This is a genomic window from Streptomyces sp. NPDC005070 (assembly GCF_053600395.1).
Map to the genome: position 1 here is coordinate 1 of NZ_JBSFZS010000307.1, position 3,541 is coordinate 3,541.

Genomic DNA, 3,541 nt, shown 5'->3' on the forward strand with positions numbered 1-3,541 from the left:
ACCACAGCTTGCGGGCGCGCGGGGTTTCGGTGGAGTGGCCGTTGCTCAACCAGACGCTGTCCGCGCTGCGGCCCAAGGGGGTGCCCTCGGGTGAGCCGGCACCCCCGGGCAACTGCTGCCCGCACGTGAGCTGATGGCCTTCACCCTGGCCTCCCACATCATCCTCGTGCCGCTGGGCGTGGCCCTGCCGTTCATCACCCTCGTCATGCACCACCGCGCCCTGCGCCGGAACGACCCCGTCGCCCTGCTGCTCGCCCGCCGCTGGTCGGCCGTCATGGCCGTGCAGTTCGCCGTCGGCATCGTCACCGGCACCGTGCTCTCGTTCGAGTTCGGGTTGCTGTGGCCGAAGATGATGGGCACCTGGGGAGACGTCTTCGGCCTCGGTTTCGGGGTGGAGGCCTGGGCGTTCTTCCTGGAAGCGGTCCTGATCGCCATCTACCTCTACGGCTGGCGCCGCCTTCCCGCCCGGACGCACTTCTGGCTCGCCACACCGCTGCCGTTCGCCGCGCTGATGGGCGCGTTCGGCATCATCGGCGCGAACGCCTGGATGAACACTCCGCAGGGCTTCACCCTGGACGCCCAGGGCAGGCCCACGGACGTCGACATCCGGTCGGCCGTGTTCACACCGATGTTCGGCCCCCAGTACTGGCACTTCGTCGTCGCGATGTTCCTGACGGCGGGCTATGTCGTGGCCGGGGTCTACGCGGTCGGCTGGCTGCGGGGCCGGCGGGACCGTTACCACCGGCTCGGGTTCTGTGTGCCGTTCACCGTCGCGGCGATTCTCACGCCCGTGCAGTTCTTCCTCGGCGACAACATCGCCCGGCAGGTCTACCAGAAGCAGCCGGTGAAGTTCGCCGCGATGGAAATGGTCTGGAAGTCCGGCTCGCACGTTCCCGAGTACCTCTTCGGCCGGCTCCAGTCCGACGGCACCGTCAAGGGCGGCATCAAGATCCCCCAGCTCGACTCGATCCTGGCCGGAGGCAGCCCCGGCACCGAGGTCACGGGACTCACCTCCGTGCTCGCCGCCGACCGCCCCACCGTGAGACAGGCGACCATCGCCCACTGGGCCTTCGACATCATGGCCGGCATCGGCAGCGTGCTGATCCTCCTCGCGCTCTGGTACGGATGGTGCTGGCTGCGACGCCGTGACCTGCCCCGGTCGCCGTGGTTCTTCCGGTGCGCGGCGGTCGCCGGGGTGGCCAGCGTGGTCACGGTCGAATGCGGCTGGATCACCGCCGAGGTGGGCCGCCAGCCCTGGATCGTCTACGAGCACATGCGCGTCTCCGAGGCGGTCACACCCACCGGGGCCGGCTCGCTGTGGACGATGTTCGGCGTCGTCGTGGTGGTCTACGCGCTGATGTTCGGCGCGTTCCTGGGCGTCGTCATGAAGATGAGCCGACGCTGGCGGCTCGCGGGCCCCGCCGGTGAAGAGGGCCACGGTCCGGAGGCCGACACCCCCTACGGACCCCGCCGGGAGAGGGCCGGCGCGGCACACGGCTCCACCGCGCCACCGGAGTCCGGCCCCGGGCCGGGGGACACCCGATGACGGCCACCGTGGCCGCCTGGATCCTGCTCCTGGCGACGGCCGCCTACGCCTGCGGCGGCGGGGTCGACTACGGGGCCGGGTTCTGGGACCTGGTGGCCGGCGGCACCCGGCGGGGCCGCCGGCCGCGCGGACTCATCGACGACGCGATGGAACCGGTCTGGGAGGTCAACAACGTCTGGCTGATCTTCGTCTTCATCCTCATGTGGACCGGCTTCCCGGTCTTCTTCGAGGCGGTCTTCAGCGCCCTGTGGCTGCCGCTGGCGCTGGCCGCCGTCGGACTGGTGCTGCGCGGCGCGGGGTTCGCGCTGCGCAGACCGACCCAGCGGCTGTCCCGGCGCCGGATCTTCGGAGCCGTCTTCGCCGTCGCCTCGGTGCTGACCCCGTTCTTCCTCGGCGCCGCGGTCGGCGGTGTGGCCTCCGGCCGGGCCGCTCCGGGCACCACCGCCTCCGCCGACGCGTGGGCCAACACGACCTCCCTCGTCGCCGGGTTCCTCGCCGTCGCGGCCACCGCGTTCCTCGGGGCGGTCTTCCTCACCGCGGACGCCCACCGCTTCGACGCCCCGGACATGGTCGTGTACTTCCGGCGGCGCGCCTGGTGCAGCCTCGCCGCCGTCGCCGTCCTGGCCCTCATCGGCCTCGCCGAGACACGTGACCACACCGCGTACGTCTACCACGGCCTCACCCACGGTGTGGGGCTGCTGCTCGTGATCCTGTCGGCGGTGGCGGCCGCGGCCACCGCCTGGCTGGTCGCCGGACGGGCCGCGGGCTGGGCCAGGTTCACCTCCGTCGCCGCGGTGGCCCTGGTGATCGCCGCGTGGGGCGCGGCGCAGCGGCCCTACCTCGTGCCCACCTCCCTCACGGTCCAGGAGGCGGCGGGCGCGCCGGGCTCACTGCACTGGCTGCTGATCGTCACGGTGATCGCGATCGTGCTCGTAGGACCCGCGCTGGTGGTGCTCTACCGGCTCGACACACGAGGCCTGCTCGAAGCCCAGACCGACACGGACGTCGAGGGCGGCGCGGGCCGCCCCGGCACCGGCTGACGGTCCGGTACCCCGGAAGGCCAGGGAGACAGCCGTGACGGACAACCAGATCCTCCAGGGCCTCGGACTGATCGCCGTCCTGGCCGTCGGCTCGCAGCTCGTGGCGAGCCGGCTGCGGATCCCCGCCCTGATCGTGCTGCTGCCGGTCGGCTTCGCCGCGGGCGCGCTGACCGACATCGTCAACCCCGACAAGCTGCTCGGGGACGCCTTCTCCCCGATGGTCTCGCTCGCCGTCGCCGTGATCCTCTACGAGGCCGGGCTCGGCCTGGACATCAGCAGGCTGCACGGACACATGCACCGGGTCGTGGCACGACTGATCTGGATCGGCGTCGTGATCACCTGGGGGGTCACGGTCGCCCTCGCCGTACCTCTGCTGGGCATGTCGACGAGTTCGGCGGTCATGCTCGGCGTCATCCTCGTCGTCTCGGGCCCGACCGTCGTCGGACCGCTGCTCCACTTCGTGCGTCCGACCGAGCGGCTGCAGCGCATCCTGATCTGGGAGGGATCGCTGATCGACCCGGTCGGCGGCATCCTCGGCGCGCTCACCTTCCACGCGGTCGTCGCGAGCGGCGGCAGCGATCTGGGCGGCAAGATCGGCCAGTTCGCGCTGAGTTCGGCCGTCGGACTGATCGGGGGCGCGGTGGGCGCCGCCGTCCTGTGGTTCCTCCTCGGCCGGATGCACCTGGGCGAGGTACTCGGAACGACCGCACAGCTCGCCGCCGCGGTGGGGGTGGCGGCCCTCTGCGACGCGATCCGGGACGACACCGGGCTCATCGCCGCGATCGTGATGGGGATGGCCCTCGCCAACCTGCCGGGCGTCTCCCTCCCGGCACGCCGTCCCTTCCTGGAAACCCTGGTCTCGCTGATCATCGGGCTGCTCTTCATCGCCGACCGCGTCCCGATCGGCCGGCCGGTTGGAACACCCGGCTGTACGTCCTGGACCAGGCGCTGCGGC

General features: G+C 71.6%; 3 protein-coding genes. All 3 read left to right on the forward strand.

Features of this window, described 5'->3' with window-relative positions:
* The first annotated feature begins 133 nt into the window (after window positions 1-133).
* The gene (locus ACWEBX_RS38150; protein WP_451889317.1) at window positions 134-1,546 is read left to right on the forward strand and encodes a cytochrome ubiquinol oxidase subunit I; all 1,413 of its coding nucleotides are present in this window, start codon (window positions 134-136) and stop codon (window positions 1,544-1,546) included.
* Window positions 1,543-2,586 (forward strand): cytochrome d ubiquinol oxidase subunit II, encoded by a 1,044-nt coding sequence (locus ACWEBX_RS38155; protein ID WP_451889318.1) that lies wholly within the window; start codon window positions 1,543-1,545, stop codon window positions 2,584-2,586. Before ACWEBX_RS38150 ends, ACWEBX_RS38155 begins: the two co-directional genes overlap by 4 nt.
* 34 nt (window positions 2,587-2,620) lie before the next feature.
* Window positions 2,621-3,541 (forward strand): cation:proton antiporter domain-containing protein (locus ACWEBX_RS38160; protein WP_451889319.1); only part of this gene is annotated, 921 nt, incomplete at its 3' end.